General features: G+C 44.3%; 16 protein-coding genes. 3 read left to right on the top strand and 13 right to left on the bottom strand.

What is annotated here, in order from left to right; translation table 11 throughout:
• Window position 1: 1 nt before the first annotated feature.
• The 12 genes from C4S61_RS15545 to C4S61_RS15495 form a co-directional block, all read right to left on the bottom strand.
• Window positions 2-280, bottom strand: a complete 279-nt coding sequence (locus C4S61_RS15545) for a PAAR domain-containing protein (RefSeq protein ID WP_103925724.1) — start codon at window positions 278-280, stop codon at window positions 2-4.
• Window positions 281-283: 3 nt separating this feature from the next.
• The gene (gene vgrG, locus C4S61_RS15540) at window positions 284-2,032 is read right to left on the bottom strand and encodes a type VI secretion system tip protein VgrG (RefSeq protein WP_103925723.1); all 1,749 of its coding nucleotides are present in this window, start codon (window positions 2,030-2,032) and stop codon (window positions 284-286) included.
• A gap of 4 nt (window positions 2,033-2,036) precedes the next feature.
• Window positions 2,037-2,828 carry a CIS tube protein gene (locus C4S61_RS15535; protein ID WP_103925722.1) on the bottom strand — a complete coding sequence of 264 codons (792 nt, stop codon included), beginning with the start codon at window positions 2,826-2,828 and terminating at the stop codon, window positions 2,037-2,039.
• 10 nt (window positions 2,829-2,838) lie between these two features.
• Window positions 2,839-2,994 (bottom strand): DUF5908 family protein, encoded by a 156-nt coding sequence (locus tag C4S61_RS21890; RefSeq protein ID WP_160111261.1) that lies wholly within the window; start codon window positions 2,992-2,994, stop codon window positions 2,839-2,841.
• Between the two features lie 2 nt (window positions 2,995-2,996).
• Window positions 2,997-3,470 carry a phage tail protein gene (locus tag C4S61_RS15530; RefSeq protein ID WP_103925721.1) on the bottom strand — a complete coding sequence of 158 codons (474 nt, stop codon included), beginning with the start codon at window positions 3,468-3,470 and terminating at the stop codon, window positions 2,997-2,999.
• Between the two features lie 3 nt (window positions 3,471-3,473).
• Complete coding sequence (locus C4S61_RS15525) at window positions 3,474-3,908, bottom strand: phage tail protein (RefSeq protein WP_103925720.1); 435 nt, start codon at window positions 3,906-3,908, stop codon at window positions 3,474-3,476.
• A 37-nt stretch (window positions 3,909-3,945) separates the two neighbouring features.
• Window positions 3,946-5,397 (bottom strand): phage tail sheath family protein, encoded by a 1,452-nt coding sequence (locus tag C4S61_RS15520; protein ID WP_103925719.1) that lies wholly within the window; start codon window positions 5,395-5,397, stop codon window positions 3,946-3,948.
• A gap of 28 nt (window positions 5,398-5,425) precedes the next feature.
• A complete protein-coding gene (locus C4S61_RS15515; protein WP_235010042.1) occupies window positions 5,426-7,141 on the bottom strand; it encodes a phage tail sheath family protein in 1,716 nt (571 codons plus the stop codon).
• A gap of 11 nt (window positions 7,142-7,152) precedes the next feature.
• On the bottom strand, window positions 7,153-8,283 hold the full coding sequence (locus C4S61_RS15510) for a hypothetical protein (protein ID WP_103925718.1): 1,131 nt from the start codon (window positions 8,281-8,283) through the stop codon (window positions 7,153-7,155).
• The gene (locus tag C4S61_RS15505; protein WP_103925717.1) at window positions 8,280-8,888 is read right to left on the bottom strand and encodes a DUF4255 domain-containing protein; all 609 of its coding nucleotides are present in this window, start codon (window positions 8,886-8,888) and stop codon (window positions 8,280-8,282) included. Before C4S61_RS15505 ends, C4S61_RS15510 begins: the two co-directional genes overlap by 4 nt.
• 222 nt (window positions 8,889-9,110) lie before the next feature.
• Complete coding sequence (locus C4S61_RS15500) at window positions 9,111-10,508, bottom strand: hypothetical protein (protein WP_103925716.1); 1,398 nt, start codon at window positions 10,506-10,508, stop codon at window positions 9,111-9,113.
• A 95-nt stretch (window positions 10,509-10,603) separates the two neighbouring features.
• Window positions 10,604-11,995 (bottom strand): hypothetical protein, encoded by a 1,392-nt coding sequence (locus tag C4S61_RS15495; RefSeq protein ID WP_103925715.1) that lies wholly within the window; start codon window positions 11,993-11,995, stop codon window positions 10,604-10,606.
• A gap of 84 nt (window positions 11,996-12,079) precedes the next feature.
• Between C4S61_RS15495 and rbfA the strand changes: the two genes are divergently transcribed.
• Window positions 12,080-12,466, top strand: coding sequence for a 30S ribosome-binding factor RbfA (gene rbfA, locus C4S61_RS15490; RefSeq protein ID WP_103925714.1), 387 nt, complete (start codon window positions 12,080-12,082; stop codon window positions 12,464-12,466).
• Window positions 12,467-12,476: 10 nt separating this feature from the next.
• On the top strand, window positions 12,477-13,703 hold the full coding sequence (locus tag C4S61_RS15485; RefSeq protein WP_235010040.1) for an FtsX-like permease family protein: 1,227 nt from the start codon (window positions 12,477-12,479) through the stop codon (window positions 13,701-13,703).
• On the opposite strand, the gene C4S61_RS15480 is transcribed toward C4S61_RS15485, so the two are convergent.
• Complete coding sequence (locus C4S61_RS15480) at window positions 13,700-14,902, bottom strand: tetratricopeptide repeat protein (protein ID WP_103925712.1); 1,203 nt, start codon at window positions 14,900-14,902, stop codon at window positions 13,700-13,702. The genes C4S61_RS15485 and C4S61_RS15480 overlap by 4 nt on opposite strands.
• Before the next feature lie 166 nt (window positions 14,903-15,068).
• On the opposite strand from C4S61_RS15480, the gene C4S61_RS15475 reads away from it, so the two are divergent.
• Complete coding sequence (locus C4S61_RS15475; RefSeq protein WP_103925711.1) at window positions 15,069-15,665, top strand: hypothetical protein; 597 nt, start codon at window positions 15,069-15,071, stop codon at window positions 15,663-15,665.
• Window positions 15,666-15,715 lie beyond the last annotated feature (50 nt).

Genomic DNA, 15,715 nt, shown 5'->3' with positions numbered 1-15,715 from the left:
ATCATCCGATGATTACTGTGGGTTCGCCTACTACAGCCGCTGCACCGCAGACACAGGTGTCACCAACCCGCACAGCCGGCGTTCCTCCAATCAATACCGTTGTGCTTCCCTGAATAAATGGACTTGTAGTTGGCTGATGTGAATTTGGAGGAAGTGAACAGACGTGGTTGTCACCCAGCACTGCGGCCGGCATTCCGCCGATTAATACAGTGGGGACTCCTGGCCCGATGACGGTTCCTCCGTGATTGGTAGTATCTGTGACTCTGACTGCTGCTGGCATAACTTAATTGATTTGAACTATTGAACCTTTGACCACAGTGCTTCCAGAAGAGGATAGTTCAGCCCCGGCTCCGCCTTCTGCCTTGAGCTGTGCCGAAGCTTTGACTTCGACATTTGTTCCTTCGATTTTGACATCTCCGGAAGCTTTCATTAGGATGTCTTTGGCAGATTCCAATGTGATTCCATCCGCACGCAGGGATGCTTTGTTGCCATTTTCATCTTCCAGGAGAATACTTCCTTTCTCATCGCTGATTATTATTTTATTTCCGTTTGGGGTTTCGATAGTGATCGACTTTTTCTCATCGTCAAAGACCAGCTTTAGCTCGCTCCGGGTTACGATTCCCTTTTGATGATTGTCGTCATTCTGGGTGAAGGGCCCTTGTTTTGCAGAGCTATAGAGTTTGCCCAAAATGATTGCATCACGCGGATCTTCATTGACGAATCCGACAATTACTTCATCTCCGATTTCCGGCATAAAGAAAATCCCACGTTCTTCTCCTGCATCAGGTGAAGCCAATCTTGCCCAGGTTCCTTCCGAGCTAGGATCGATGATAGGGATAAAAATTTTCACTCGATTTTCCCCCAAAGGGTCTTCCAGTGAGGTCACTTTTCCAATTTGCAAGCCCTGAATGGCAGGAAGCAAACCCGCAGCAGGTACATCCAAAACATCATCGTATAGGCTGGAAATGAACCGTGAATCGAGGCCCAAGCCCAGATGGGTGTACCATTTTCGATTTGGTGAAATCTCATGATACACCGAGGAAACGAATGCCTTACCGTTGAACCGGTCACCAAAACCGGTCAGCGAAACCATGTCACCCGGCCTGATCGTATTGTCCCCTAAAATTTTGACTTGACCCTGAATCTTGGACAGACGACTGCGCATTAGCTTTGCGTCAGCCCAAGCCTGCAACTCCTGATCATCCAATCCTCCGCTGTGCTGAAGGCGAAAATCACTCAGTCCGATCACATCGGCTAGCTGTGATCCGCTCAGATTGCTTTGAAAGTCCATGCCCGGGTCACTCGCTTCGGCTTCTCTGAGTTCCTGACTGGCAAGGTCCCAACTTATGCTTTTACTCGTTGAGTACTGTGTACGGACATCCATTTCTGCATGAAACTCTACGACATTGACCCCAAACTGAAGCTCCAGTTTGGCTTCTGCGCTGGTTTCCGGTTTTTGGATTTTTAGGCTACCGTCTTCGACGAGTGAAATTTTACCGTTTACTTCTGCCCGGGTCAAAATGAAATCCCAATCAGTGACATAGTATTGGACCATTTCGGGATGAGTCACTCCTGTGGCTTCAATTTCAGCACTCAGTCCGCTATAAGAACCGATGATTTCCTCGATGATTTCTGAATCTTTCGAATCAAAAAAGTATTTGTTTTTTCGTCCCACAGTCATTTTGACAAAAGGGTCTTTGAGATCTATCGACAGTTTGGAGGCTTTTTCCGACACTTCCAGCCCATGCCGGATGATGATTCCTTTGAATAGGGTCTCTTCGATGGCATTGTATCCAGCTTTGATTTCAATTTCATTTCCAGGCACAAAAAGATTACCTCCACTTAATTCAAAATCTCCTTCGGAAACATCCCCATCGAATAAAACCAATCGGGCTGAAGGTATTTTGTTTATGGCTTTTTGGACTGAAATCATAGCAACACCTACAGACGCAGGCAACTCGGTACCTTCAGAAAAAATCTTGTAGGTGGCTAGGCTTGGGTTAGTTTCGGTGTTGACAGGTACTAGAGGCATGGATTTAGGATTTAGCTAGCGGTGGAAAAAAGACTTCTTGGCCAATGGAGAGATTGCGGAAGTTTGTGAGCTTATTTGCCCTGGCGACTTCGAGATAGTATTCAGAAGTACCATAGATTCTCAAGCACATGATGGGAAGCGTATCTCCCGCCTTTACTACCCGAATGTGAGTCAGATCGGGAGAGGTTCGCCCCGCTTCGGCTGCTTGCTCCTGCCGGGAAATGCTTTGCTTGAAGCTGGCTGCAATGGTGGCCCGGATCGGAAGTCCGGCCCCATTGAACAATTTGTAATTGATCGTGGCCTTTTCAAGAACTCCGCGAAACTGAAATGCACCCCAGTTAATTTGAAGGAAATTTGGTTTGTGAGAGGGCGATTGGATTTTCTGTGTGATTTCCAGAAACTTTTGGATCGCCCGATCCACATGTTTATCTTCTTTGATCAGGTCAAAAGCTGAAATTTTGTTTCCACTGATTCGATCCAGATTGGGCTTATTATCGCCTAAATAGGAGAGATTCACATCCCCAGGAACGTCCTTACCCGGAGGAGAAGCGGCGGTGGCATCAAAGAAAAACTCAAAGGAAACTCCTTCGGACTGATTGGATTTAAATTGGTTTTGGGCACCGTCGGTCAGGCCTTCTTCGGGAATCCATTTGTTAGTGATTTCCTGACTGAAAGCTGTAGGATTATACATCACCACATAGGTCTCTGTGGAGGTATTATACTGATCATCGGAAAATGCGGTGATTTTCAGCTTTTCCAGTCCTCCTAATGGAGAAAAGATGTCTTTTAGGGCCATAGCTTCAGGATTAACGTTCGTTTTTTTCCTTGATCAAGCGGGTTAATTCTTGGATTCCAAGTAGTATGGATTCAGTTCCTGGTTGGGGTTTGGAAGATCCCGTGGGCTTTTCCTCCGCCGTATCTACCGTGGTGCGTATGATGAGTTCTTTGATTTCTATGGGCATAATCAGAATGGTAAAATATCTCCGGGGGAAATCCTTCGATAATATTGGTAAGCAAATTCAATGGACTCAATCATTAGGGAGTTCTCCATGGCGTTGAGCCCTTCGATGCTCCACTTGACCGGCCAGGCATTGATGAAGTTCCAGGCTTGGAGTGGCAAATGCTCCTCATTGAGTAAAATGACCGTGATGTCATGCGACTCAAACTGAAAACCTTCTACCGAATCCTTGAACCATTTGACTGCCTGACTTCCACTCAGCATTCCTCTTTTCATCGTCAGGTTGGGATAGGTAATTGGCCCAGGCATGCGGTGTTTGAATCTGTTTTCTCCGCCCTCAGCATATTCCTCCACTCCGATTTCTACGCTAAGTCCCCCTACTTCCTGAAATCCAATGTCAGGAAGCCCGGGATATTTGAGCAGAAGCCCTTCCAGTCGGACTAGAAAATGAAAACCCGTCGGCGGATGAAAAATGGCCATGCTTTAAGTCGTTTCGATAGCCAATCCTTCATGGCAAAGTTCGATGGTCTCGATTGCCACTTCATTTCCGGTTGAATTAAGTGTTGGGCCTTCCACCTTGCTGGGCCAGGCTTCTTTTACCTTCCAGACCATGACTGGCTCGTGTTCTTCATTGAGCAAGCTGATGGTGAGGTCTCTCCGCTCGATTTTATTCATTTTCACGGTGTTGAGCCATTGAAAAAACTCATTGTCGGCGCGGAAAACTCCTCGTTTCAAAACGATATTGCTGAATTGAGGAATGCCAGGCATTTTGCTCACGTGATATTCCAGTGAGCTTCCTTCCCGGTAATCTATAGACTGAAGCTCAATGGTAAGGCCGGAGACCTCCGTGAAACCGATGCGTGTGCCGCCCCATTCTACCTGAAAATGAAAGACGGATAATGGATATGCTACTGCCATGATCTATTGGTTTTAAAAGTTTTGATGATTAAAGTGATTAGGATTCCTGAAGCTTATGGGAAAATTTCAGGATGATGAATTCAGCAGGTCGTACGGCCGCCAGTCCGATTTCGACATTCATTCGGCCTTCCAGTATATCCTGTGCTGTCATGGTGATTCCAAGACCGATTCTTACAAAGAATGCTTCTTCCGGTTTGGCACCTGCGAGCGCACCATCTCGCCAAAGCTTAGCGAGAAAGTTTTCAATCATTGTTTTGACACGAAGCCAGGTATTGGCATCATTTGGCTCGAATACCACAAATTCGGTGGCCTTCTTTACAGATTCCTCGATGAAAATGAAGAGTCGTCGTACCGGTACATACCGCCATTCATTGTCATTACCAGCCAGGGTCCTGGCTCCCCAAACCAAAGTTCCCTTTCCTGTGAAAGATCGGATTACATTGATAGATTTTCCGGAGGAGGCATCCACATTCAGGGAAGCCTGTTGTTCGTTGGATACTTTGATTGATGGGCCAATGATGGACCGGATGTCCACATTTGCAGGGGCTTTCCAGACTCCCCGTTGGCTATCGACACGTGCATAGACTCCAGCTATCGCCCCAGAAGGAGGAACTGTCACATAGAGCTTACCCAGCTCAGAGAGGATGGCTCGATGAAGGCTGGGATCCGCAGTAGCAAGTGCCACAAGGGTTGATCCATCGGCAGGATTTGTTATCGCAGGATTTGAAGTTCCTGTACCCGTGTAAGTATGAGCTTGCGTGATGGTCACAGAGGAAGAATCATAGCTGAGATTCAGCGCAGATTTTAAATGAGGGTAGTAGGCTGCTCCATATTTGAGATCGCCAGAACCAATTCCGTTGTTCCGAAAAGCTTCCGCATCAGCAAATGGATCTGTAGAGACTTCTTTCACATCCAGAATGACAAAGCGGTCCTTTAGTTTTTCACATTGGGCCAAAGCAGCCTCATATACAGATTTACCCTGTGCCAATGTCAGATCATCAGGAAACAAGATCATCGTGGGCTCATCTACTTTTTCTAAAGCTGCCAATCCTCCCAACAGGCTGGTAGGTGTTGTGCTGTCGCCCACAGAGGGAGGCGAATCGAAATCATTGACAGAAATGATGTAGCAGGGCCCTCCTCCATTGTCAAAAAACAGCCGGAGACTATAGTACATTTTAAATCGGCTAGTGGTCGCCGGTGGAATGGCTTTGATTGTGCGAGCGCTAAGTTTTGCAGGCTGGTTATTCTCTCCGATATAGGCGTCCTGAATCGCGACTGTTATCAATTCGGGCTGAGCAAATCCGAAAATGGATTCATACTCAAGCATGGAGGTAATCCGGGTGGGGACACCTCTTATCGGTTCACCGTTTTTAGTGGCTAGATCAGTATGACCGATAAAAGCCGGGATAGCAGTCTCTACCGCTGCAATGGATGCAGGTAAGGTTGAAATTTCTTTGATGTAAACACCCGGTGTGGCATAATTTGACATAAGAATTGCGTTTTTGGGTTAAAAGGGATTAAGACTCCTGAAGCTTGTGCGAAAACTTCAGAATGATGAATTCTGCCGGTCTCACTGCCGCCAGACCGATTTCTACATTCATTCTGCCTTCCAGAATGTCCAAGGCGGTCATCGTCTGACCCAGCCCAACTCTCACAAAAAATGCCTGCTCGGATTTGGCACCTGCCAGGGCACCATCCCGCCAGAGGGTGGTGAGAAAATTCTCTATCATGGTTTTTACCCGAAGCCAGGTATTGGCATCATTGGGCTCGAATACGACGAATTCAGTGGCTTTTTTCACCGACTCTTCAATGAAGATATAAAGCCTGCGAACCGGGATGTATCGCCATTCATTATCATTTCCGGCAAGTGTTCTTGCTCCCCATACCAGATTTCCTTTCCCTTGGAAAAAGCGGATGACGTTGATTGACTTACCGGAGGTGGCATCCACATTCAGCACTTCCTGCTCCTCGGAGCTGACAGAAATCGAAGGTCTCAAAACAGACCGGAGATCCACATTTGCAGGTGCTTTCCAAACTCCCCGTTGACTATCGACCCGTGCATATACTCCAGCCATGGATGCCGATGGATACAGCTCCATCAGCTTACTTTGAAGAGCTGTAATAATACTGTTGTACAGCGTTTTGTCCGGAGCAAGCCAAGAGAATGTCCCGTTACCTGAAATAGTAGCTCCGGGATCACCCACCGGGGTATAAGTGAATTCTAACAGCCCAGCCTCTCCAACAGCTTTGGCTCTCAGATTGAGTGTTGCGGATGTTCGCTCTACAGTGAATGGAAGATTTGGCTGCAATGCATTTAAGGCCGCTTGCATGGCTGTTGCGGTGGCGATTTCGGTTCCTCCTTTGTTGAATTGAGTACCTTCTCTGAATACTACTCCTCCTATAAGAAATTCTTCAGTGTCGATTTCATCATTGTCCGTGATTGTAATACTTGAAGTGGCAAAGTTTTCACCATTGCCTATTTCTGCTATCGTTTTTTGGTGAAAAGGTCCCAATCCGGCACCTCCTCGATTGTCAATGACAGTAAGGCTGTTTTGATTGAAATTTCGAAAAAGAATGGTTCTTAATGCGGGATAATAAGCAGCTCCATATTTCAGGTCAGAACTGCCCACCTCGGCTCTAAAATCCACCCCATCCTCAGCTACAGTTTGATCCGTATAATGAAGCGCATCCATCAAAGCAAAACGGTCTTGAAGTTTGGCACATTGAGCCAGCATTTGATCGTGAAGTGATTTGCGGTTGATATCAGTAAGCATGGCTGCCTCGGGTACAACCAGCAAGGTGGGTTCGTCCTCTTCTTCCAAGACCTTCAGTCCTGCCAGCAAATCATCAACATCAATGTCATCTCCTGTTGGGGTCAGGACAAAATCACCTACTGATACGATCCAACAGGGTCCTCCGCCATTGGCGAAATACATGTAAACCTGATAGGTCATCAGGTATTGTGAAAAATTGGCAGGATCTGTAATCGCTACTGTTGGCCCATCAGTAATTGTGATGGTGTAATTTTCGAAAAATGATTCTCCGAAAATTTCTTTGTATTCCAGGTAAGAAGAAACTCTTACCGGAATATTTGGATCAAAGGCTTCTCTATTTCGGATTCGCTGCCTGGTGTAGCCCACAAAAGCCGGGATGGCAGTGGCCACCGGAACTATGGAAGCTGGGAGGGTGGAGATTTCCTGGATATATACCCCAGGGGTTTTGAATTCTGCCATATCAGTTAGGATTAAATGAATACATAGATTTCTGAGATTTCTTCACCGGGGTTAATTTTGATGGCTCCGGTGCGTGAAGGATTGGGTAGGTTTCCGAATAGCACCCGATTACCCGGTTTTCTTCTCAGCTCCAAATTGAGTTTGGGACTTTCGAAAAACGGTATCGGTACCTGGGACTTGAAGATCACCGTCTCGGCATTGTTGATTTTTACCTCGGCATTTGGAGCGGTTCCTACTTGCTGGAAATTGTAGGTAGCATAAGGCGAATCAGGCGGATTCCCTTTGTCTAAAATTGAAAGTTGGGCAGCCGCCAACTCTATTTTTTTGTTTTGATTGACAATGATATACGTCCATTTGGTTGCCTTTCTTTTCAGATCAATGGCAAAGTATTCCCGCTCCCCATATAAATGATTCGGAGTCGCCCGATAGGCTATTTTTAATACGCCCAAAGCGTTTTTGACCTCAGGATCCAGGGTTAGAAAATATTCTTTCTTCCAGAGATCTTCAGTGTCTGCTTCATTTCTTAGTGTCAGGGTGTAATTACCTTCTGATTTCCCCTTTAAATCGATTCTGAATAGAAATTCTCCGTTGTCATCCGGAGTGATTTCCATATCCAAAGGAAGCGGAGCGCCAGTAGCATCGATCGCCGAGGGGATTTTTTCACCCGAAGCATTTCTTACCTGAAGGATTACTTTCGAAGGTTCGGGATTGAGGGTAATCCTAGTTGTAAATGTTTTTCCCCGAGCTCCATCCCAAAGGTCAAGTTGGATTTTCTCCGGATTTTCCGGGTCTGCAGAAGCATTGGCAGGGGAATTTTGAAAAGCCAAAAAATCGCCGGATTGGTAAGTTCTAGAACCTTTGGTCAGTTGAGTCACTGCGAAAAATTGTGGAGAATTTGTGCTATGAATAAAAAAATAAAGATCCATCGGTGGTAACAACGGAACTTCAGGAGTGGTAAGATCCTGTTCTGTCCGAAATAATACAACCACGCCTTGTGGCGTATTTCTTACCACCATTCGGCCTTTTCTAAGCTTCTCCTCAGTCTCTTGGGTTGGGATTAGTCTTATCCCTTGGGCTACGCCCTCTCTGAAATAATCATGGAGGATGCTCACTTCAAAAAGCCGAGAGTAGATGATATTCATGACTTATGGAGAGATGTGAGAAAAATCTGTTCTATCGGTTCACCACTTTCCTGAATGGCATTTTCCTGAATAGTGAGTGTTTTGACTTTATAAAGGACGCTTGGAAGGTATTTTGCACCGACCACAGACCAGAAGTTGTACAGTTGCTCAAAGGAATAACTGTAAAGCTCAACGACTATTTTTTTGAGTGTTTCGTCAAAGCCCGATAACGCAGGGCTATTTTCGGGTGTGAAGACATTTTTACTTTGAAAGAAGGCAATGGCGTAGCTCAGTTGTTTGAGTCCCTCGACATAATCATCGGAGGTATTGTTGGCCTGCTTGTTTTGAAAATTGGCCGTGATCAGTACGTAGAGATTGAGTTGAATCTCCGGGTTTCGTTTTTCTATTTTGCCTACGGCGTTGATGAAGCGACTTTGTTGCTCTTTATTGGTTCGCTCTTCTTCGATGTTGATCAGCGATAAGCCCAGTGACTGATCAGGAATGGCTATGCCGGCTTCATTGGTTACCCCGGACAAAAAAATCCTTGTAGTGAGCGGATCGCCCACCTTTAGCTTAATGAAGGAATTAAGCTCTTGAGTCAAAAATTCCAAAACGGAATGAATCATATATTAAAAGTTTAGCTGGGGAAAAAATAATTTTAAAGCTCAAAAGTTATTCATCCCAGTCACTGATATCGAGGAAAAAAAATTAAAAATTGACATTAAAACACAAATTTTAATTTTTGTAAATAGCTTAAAAACAACAGGTTAAATGTTTGTCACTTTTGTGAAGGTCACAAACAAATTATTTTTTCCAAATAAAAATTCAATAGATTTCCTTGTTTTTGATCATCGAACCTTTGAAAAAGCAGGATGATTTATCTTTTCGCAGAACCATTTATCGTATCGGATCAATTCAAAATCTACAGGATTCCAGACGTAGTCATTTTTACCGGAGCTCAGCAGTATGAAATAAGCACTCTGGAGTAAGTCGCCTTTGGATTCATAGGGTAAATGACGCTGCAATTCATAGAAAAGTGAAAAGGAAGCTTCGATCCGCACACTTATTTTGCCTCGCCATCTGCATACGAGCTTTCGGAGATTTTCAATTTTGTAATCCAACCAATCCTGATCATTCTGGTCAAAAAGAATCATCAATTCGAGCATTTTAGATCCCAGATAGTAGTTGGGTGAATTTTTCAAATCGCTCTGGCACTCATGGGCCAAGAGGAGTGCCTTTTTCAGCATATTCTGCCTAAAGAGAATAATCGACTCCCAATACTTCCATTTGCCGGTTTTTTCCGGACACAGTCTATGTAGACTTTTTTTCAGAAGAATAAGCGCTTCCTCATAGCGATTGAGATGAAAGAGGGCTATCCATTCCCTTTGAACCAGCTCGAGTTGATTTTCGGGAGAAAGGGAAAACTTTGTATGGAGCTTTTTACAGTTTTGAATGACCTCCCGGTAGTTGCCTGTTTGGAGTAAGAGTTGAAGTTTGGCGATATAAAACTCCTCCAGGACGTCTCTATGACCCTCTGAATGTGAAAAATCTGATTCTGAATCCTCAATTAAACTGGATGCTTCCTCAAACTTTTTTTCAGTGATCGACTGCCTGATATTTGCCAAAATTCCCCAGTTTTTTCGATCAAAGTTGAGTTGATTAAGGATTTGACTTAAATGCGTGTTTTTCTCACGATTTCCCTGCCTGGGTTCTTGGCCATAGTGTTGATTGATTAAGATCTGCAGGTGGCTTTTGATCACTTGCTCCAGTTCCGGGAGGTCCTTTTTACTCAAAACCTCTTCAAGTTTGAATCGCTGTGAAATATCAAAAATGGATAATGTCAAATCAGCAAAGTCGCCGTCAATTGCTTTTTTCAGACTTTTTTCCAGGACTTTGGCCCCTTCGATTTTCAATCCTCTGCCCAGCAGTACCTGACTTTGGAGAAGCAGTTCGGTGCATTCGATCCGTTTATTTACTTCATCGCTTTGACCTTGCGGCTTCAATAATGGGATTAACTCTTCAAGCTCTTTTTTTACCCTGTTTTTTAATTGGAAATAGGCTGAGGAATTGCTTTCCCGGTAGATCAATTTGGAATATTCTGCGTCTGACAGACCTGACTTATGAACAAACAACTCCAGGAGGATCACCTTTTTGGAGGCTCCAGAATTTCTGATTTTGCAGATTTGGAGTAACTGATCCTTTTCTGCATACGAACAGGATTCTAATATTTGGATTACTGAACACATAAAAATTGTGTTTAAATGTGAAAAAACTTAATAAAAATCAGAAAACTGGGCTAAAAATACTTGCTATCTGATTGTAAACCAAATAAATAAAAAATTTATTTCAACCGAAAAATTCCGGGCTCAGATTCGTTGTAAAGGTTTTTTAATGCCGGGAGTTCTTCCAACAAGTTCTTGAATATTCCCTCCGGATCGATCACCAGCTGAGGTTTCTGATTGATCAGATTTTGAAAGATTTGGGCTTTCTGTTCCAGCGTTTTTTCTGATGCTAAATAGGCCTTTGTCAAGTTGAAATTTAAAAATGGTCCTCCAAGGGAATTTTCTAAATAAGGACTCGAGTCTTCTGAAAGTACCATGATTTTTTCACCTGATGTATTCAAATTACCCGTTTGGGTTTTGACAAAATAGGTTGAGTTTGCATGGAGTTGTGTTTGTATAAACCACCAGCCTCCGACAGGTAAGCCGAATAACAAAATCAGAAAGGCTAATTTTGCTATCATTCCCCGTCGCATATTCAGGAAAAACTGGGTGATCAGGTAGGTTAAGCCCGGTATGAAAATCAACAACTGGAAAGCAGCCTGTCTTTTTACCAAAAGAAATTGTATCAAAGAAAAAACCAGCCAAAGGATAATCAGCTGTCGTTGTTTTTGCTGATTGATCGTGGAGCCTCGGAGTACCGCACTGTAGAAATACCCCACCAAAGCCAAAATCAAGGGAAACCCTGCTAGTATCATCCAGCTCGCAAGTGGTTGATAGCTGTATTTTTTATAAGTAAATATCTCCGGAAGGATCTGCAGGGTTTCACTATGTCCGTTATTCCAAAAGAAAAATACCAAGACTAAGAGCAATGGAAGGAAAAAGCCGATCAATGCCAGGAGAAGCTGCCGAAATGAAAATCCACTGATCGCTATCCCGGTGAAAATCAGATAAGGAAGGAATATCACAAAGTTTAAATGAAAGCCTGTTGCAATCCCTCCATAGATCCCGATCAAAAGGGTGGATTCACTGGTTTCTTTTTGAAGAACAGTCTGCGAGAAGAGCTGACCTATAGCCAATACCAAAAAAGTACTGCCAAGCAAAGTGGGAGACAGGCCAACCATTTCAAATGAAAGATGAAATAATGCTGCCATGATGATGGCGGGCAAATAGGTGTTTTCATCAAAGACCCGATAGCGAATCAAAACTACGTTCCAGTGAATGATCTGGAAAAGCACCAAAAGTCGCCCGATCAGTTCATAGGCAAAATCACTCCGCCCGAAAAGTAAATCAACAAAAGCAAAAAAGCCTGCTGCAAGGGGTCCGGTATCATCGATAGTATCCTGAAAAAGGAAAAATCCGTCACTCAGGCGCTCCCCCAAAACCATCCACAACAGTCTTGGTTCTGTCATCGGGAAATCGAAAAAAACCTTCGCAAGGACTGCCAGCAAAATCAGGTAAGCAGCTACCCCGATAAGTCTAAATGGATCGTTTACTTTGAAAAAACTTAACAAGGTTTCTGAATGGGATTGTTTGGTTTGGTCCGAAATTAAAGCTTGCCCAAGTATTTCGCTAAATTTGTACCACAAATACTTCACATGGAAAGCAAAAGGCAACAAAAATACGCAAAGCTGATTCAAAAAGAGCTTGGAGATATTTTTCAAAAGGAAGCAAAACACCTCATTGGAAGGGCGATGATCACCATCACCCGGGTACTGGTCAGTCCTGACTTGGGCTTTGCCAAAGTTTACGTCAGCTTCCTGCTGGCCGATCCCAAAGCAACCTACGAACTGATCAATGACCATAAAAAGGAAATCCGTCATCAGCTATCCAAACGAATCGGAAAGTCAGTCCGTGTCATTCCCGAGATTGCATTCTTTCCGGATGATTCTGCAACTTACGCCCAATACATGGACAAGGTGATTTCGGATCTCCATATCCCACCGGCTCCTCCCGAAGAAGAAAATGAAAACGATGAAGATTAATTCCTAGGTTTTGAATTCCAGTTCGTTTATAGCCGGCAGGTATTTTCGCAGTAAGAAAAAGCGAAATTTCATCACAGTGCTGTCCATCATATCCATGGTGGGTGTAGCGGTGGGCACCATTGCGTTAGTGGTGGTGATGTCTGTTTTTAATGGGCTGGAGGATTTGATTCGCAGTTTGTTTGCCAGTTTTGATGCAGAACTGAAGATTGAGCCTGCCGCCGGAAAAAGTTTTTTGGCACCAAAAGAATGGCTCAATGAAATTGAGCAAATCGAGGGAGTCGAAATCCTGACAGAAATCATCGAAGACAATGCACTCTTTGAACATGGAGGAAATCAGATCGTTGCGAAAATCAAAGGCGTTTCAGACAATTTTTTGGATCAGGGGAGATTTTCCAGAGGGTACTATTGGGGGGATACTTCATTGGGGACAGACATCAGACCCGGAGCCATCCTAGGCAGAGGTGTGGCGTTTTTTCTGTCGGTTAATCTCGAGGAGGTCAATTCCACTCTGAAGGTTTTCTACCCCAAAGCTCCACGGTCTGCAGCCAGTATCGATCCCAGTCAGTTATACGCTACTGCACAGCTTGAGCCACGCGGGTTTTTCAGTATCGAGCAGCAATTTGACGATGGGTATGTCCTAGCTCCGCTTAACTTCACTCGGGATTTATTGAATTATGGGGAAAAGCGAACTTCGCTGGAGATCAAAGTCAAAGAAGGATTTGCAGTAAGTGAAGTTCAAAAGGCTTTAAAAAATCATCTTGGACCGGATTTTTTGGTTAAAAATGCCGATGAACAACATGCCGGATTGATCCGTACGGTAAAGCTCGAAAAGCTTTTCGTATTCCTCACCCTGACGTTTATTTTGGCCATCGCATCGTTTAATATTTTCTTCTCGCTCAGCATGCTTGCGATTGAGAAGAAAAAAGATATCGCGGTACTCAAAGCGATGGGGGCCAGAGACCGAATGATCCGGGGCATTTTCCTCAAGCAGGGAGCCTTGATTGCGCTCAGCGGGGCACTGATCGGATTGATTTTGGGTTATTTGCTTGTATTGGCCCAAGATACTTTTGGATTGGTCTCCTTGGGGATTTCTTCTGCAATTGTGGATGCCTATCCGGTCAGAATTGTACTCACCGATTTTATCTGGATTAGTTTAGCCGTGATCTCAATTACCTTATTGGCTTCGTGGCGGCCGGCGATTATTGCTGCCCAAGTGGATACTGTGCGAGAGCTTTAATTGGTGCCACAGACTTTTATCCAAGCCGTTTCGGCTTCTTCCATGCCTAGATTTTTTGCTTTGAGCAAGTCAGGGCAAGCTTCTTTGACTTTTCCCAAGCGCTGATTGGCTATCCCCCGGTGGTAGAATCCTGAGGCAAATTCGGGATCGAGGAAGATGGTCATGGTGAAGTCCGCCACTGCGGCATCCAGATTTTGACTTACGTATCGGGCCTGGCCTCTGGCCAGATAATACTCGGGATTTTCAGGTTCGATAGCGATGGCATCGGAAAAATCAATCTCCGCATTCTCCCAGTTTTTTTGCCGATAATAAATCTTGCCTCGATAGAAATAAGATTCCGAGTCGGAGGCATCCAAGGAGATAGCTGCTGAGAAATCCGCGATAGCTCCGGCATAATCATCGTGGTTCATTCGATAAAATCCCCGCTGCTTATAATTCTGGGAATTGGCCGCAGAGTCAGCAATCACCTGGTCCAACTGCTCCTGAAGCACTTCGTCACCTCCGGTTTTTACCAATGCCAATCCTTGCTTGGCAGATAAGTGATCAGGATCCAGCCGAAGGGCAATTTCATAAGCCTCGATTGAAGAGACGTTATCCCCAAGTCTGGCAAGCGCCCGGCCTTTTTCTGCATGGAAATCCGGGATTTTTGGGTTCAGAAGGATGGCTTCGTCCAAATACAAGAGCGCAAAATCATATTCCTTTAACGCAATGCTACAAAGTCCAAGGTGATAGTACGCATCCTCTTGGCTGGAGGATTGGGCAGTAGTGACACTGGATACAGCATTGTCGCCGGGGGCTATTTTGAAGAGAATCCGTGTTGTTTCTCCGGGTGGAGTCTTTAGGTAATTTTCAAAATCCACCTTTGCTTCCTCATATTGTTTCAATAAATAACGTACTCTTCCTCTTTCAAAATAAGCCTCAGCATGGCTCGGGTTCAGCACTAATAAGCTGCTGAAATCACTCAAAGCACGGTCCAGATTTCCCTGATTCTGGAATGCCTGTCCTCTTAACCAAAGTGCTTCCTGATCTGTCGGGTGAGTTTGAATCCACTGATCAAAGTAGACTTGAGCAGCGGACCATTCTTGATTTTCAAATTCCAGCCTCCCACGCTCAAGAAGCGAATCGGATGAATTCCTTTGGAATCCTAATCCTGGGAATGAGGTGAAAAAAAGTATAAATATGCCTAAGGCAAGTTTCATAAGAATCGATAGTTAGGACTTCGTTTTGTGTTTGAAATTGAGTGAAAATAACAAGTTTGTAATAAGTAGTTCAATTTTACCCGGAAAAATTATGAGATAACTGATCTAAGGCATGTTTATTGTTAATTAGTTAAAAATTTAACTCATCCTTAATTTATCCCTTAAGATGATCAAATCTATATTTCTGAATTTTGTTTTCCTTTTTTTTGGAATTTCCATCGCTTACAGTCAAGACTCCACCGCCACTCAAAACTCCCTTCGTTCCGGTACTATCACGAGTCAGTTTGATTACATTTATCGTGTATCCAATAATTTCCAGGAGTATGAAGTAGTAAAAAAATCAAACCTCGAACAGCTCAAAGCCAACGTGCTGGACTCCATCCGCACCATGTCCAAAGAGGTCGCTGATCTGAAAATCCACTTATCTTCGTTGGATGATTCTGTTGTCCTGGTGAAGGAGCTTCTGGCCGCCGAGATAGAAGAAAAAAATCAGGCGATTGCAGATCGGGATAATTTCAATTTTTTAGGAATGGGAATCCAGAAATCAGCCTACTCCTCCATGATGTGGTTATTGGTCCTGATACTTGCGGGTGCATTGGCCTTTTTTGCACTTCAATATTTCAGAAGCTCCAGTAAAATTTCGAAAGCCGAAAAGGACCTAATCGACGTGCAAGAAGAGTTTGAGCAACATCGGAAAAACACCCTGGAGCGGGAGAGAAAACTCAAGCGTGAGCTCATAGATGCACAAATGGGAAAAAATTAGCGTTCGGCCGGAGATTTTCTTCGGCAATTTTTTTGTCTGGATTAACTTGC

Source organism: Algoriphagus boritolerans DSM 17298 = JCM 18970 (assembly GCF_900108085.1).
In the GTDB taxonomy this organism is placed as follows: domain Bacteria; phylum Bacteroidota; class Bacteroidia; order Cytophagales; family Cyclobacteriaceae; genus Algoriphagus; species Algoriphagus boritolerans.
This window is presented reverse-complemented; position numbering and strand designations above follow the sequence as displayed.

Bases quoted from the DNA above. Each gene is read 5' to 3' on its own strand.
- C4S61_RS15525 (WP_103925720.1), bottom strand. From the start codon at position 3,908: ATGGCAGTAGCATATCCATTATCCGTCTTTCATTTTCAGGTAGAATGG.
- C4S61_RS15515 (WP_235010042.1), bottom strand. From the start codon at position 7,141: ATGGCAGAATTCAAAACCCCTGGGGTATATATCCAGGAAATCTCCACC.
- C4S61_RS15535 (WP_103925722.1), bottom strand. From the start codon at position 2,828: ATGGCCCTAAAAGACATCTTTTCTCCATTAGGAGGACTGGAAAAGCTG.
- C4S61_RS15510 (WP_103925718.1), bottom strand. From the start codon at position 8,283: ATGAATATCATCTACTCTCGGCTTTTTGAAGTGAGCATCCTCCATGAT.
- C4S61_RS15480 (WP_103925712.1), bottom strand. From the start codon at position 14,902: ATGAAACTTGCCTTAGGCATATTTATACTTTTTTTCACCTCATTCCCA.
- vgrG (WP_103925723.1), bottom strand. From the start codon at position 2,032: ATGCCTCTAGTACCTGTCAACACCGAAACTAACCCAAGCCTAGCCACC.
- C4S61_RS15520 (WP_103925719.1), bottom strand. From the start codon at position 5,397: ATGTCAAATTATGCCACACCGGGTGTTTACATCAAAGAAATTTCAACC.
- rbfA (WP_103925714.1), top strand. From the start codon at position 12,080: ATGGAAAGCAAAAGGCAACAAAAATACGCAAAGCTGATTCAAAAAGAG.
- C4S61_RS15545 (WP_103925724.1), bottom strand. From the start codon at position 280: ATGCCAGCAGCAGTCAGAGTCACAGATACTACCAATCACGGAGGAACC.
- C4S61_RS15505 (WP_103925717.1), bottom strand. From the start codon at position 8,888: ATGATTCATTCCGTTTTGGAATTTTTGACTCAAGAGCTTAATTCCTTC.
- C4S61_RS15500 (WP_103925716.1), bottom strand. From the start codon at position 10,508: ATGTGTTCAGTAATCCAAATATTAGAATCCTGTTCGTATGCAGAAAAG.
- C4S61_RS15530 (WP_103925721.1), bottom strand. From the start codon at position 3,470: ATGGCCATTTTTCATCCGCCGACGGGTTTTCATTTTCTAGTCCGACTG.
- C4S61_RS15475 (WP_103925711.1), top strand. From the start codon at position 15,069: ATGATCAAATCTATATTTCTGAATTTTGTTTTCCTTTTTTTTGGAATT.
- C4S61_RS21890 (WP_160111261.1), bottom strand. From the start codon at position 2,994: ATGCCCATAGAAATCAAAGAACTCATCATACGCACCACGGTAGATACG.